Origin of the sequence: Arenicella sp. 4NH20-0111 (assembly GCF_040366405.1) — a bacterium.
Taxonomy (GTDB): Bacteria; Pseudomonadota; Gammaproteobacteria; order Arenicellales; family Arenicellaceae; genus Arenicella.
Genome location: NZ_BAABWF010000035.1, coordinates 1 through 444 on the forward strand (window position 1 = coordinate 1; position 444 = coordinate 444).

At 37.6% G+C, this 444-nt stretch carries 1 protein-coding gene; it reads right to left on the reverse strand.

Annotated features, from left to right (window positions below):
* Nucleotides 1–75: 75 nt before the first annotated feature.
* A complete protein-coding gene (locus ABWW54_RS20130; RefSeq protein ID WP_353415021.1) occupies nt 76–414 on the reverse strand; it encodes a hypothetical protein in 339 nt (112 codons plus the stop codon).
* Nucleotides 415–444: the final 30 nt, after the last annotated feature.

The following is a 444-nucleotide window of genomic DNA, read 5'->3' on the forward strand; positions in this document are numbered from 1 at the left end:
CAGCAAACGGGCGCGTTGAAAACGCGTCCGAACAGCCGTAGGCTGAGTTTTGCTTCTTGTTATATGCTTTTAGCACTAAGCCTTTTTAACAGTAACAATTAAAGTTGTATTGTCATTAATGGTTACTTTAGTTTCTTTATCTAGTTCGACCATCATGGATGGACTATGAGATTCTTCACCAACTTCTAGTTGTGTTTTCAAGAACGCATTTTTTTCGCCAGCCGGAGAAACAGTTAAAGAAAGACTATAACTCCCTTCTACTGATACTTGGGAAGACACACCTGATTCTAGTACTACTGTAGGGGAACCCAATGAACTTTGTTCTTTTAGAACTTCAGTTTTAACAACATAGTCTGATTCAGCAAAGGCAGTAGCAGAGAGTAATAACGATACTATTGTGATAATTGTCTTCAATTTTTATTTCCTCGATTAGGTTTTAGTGCA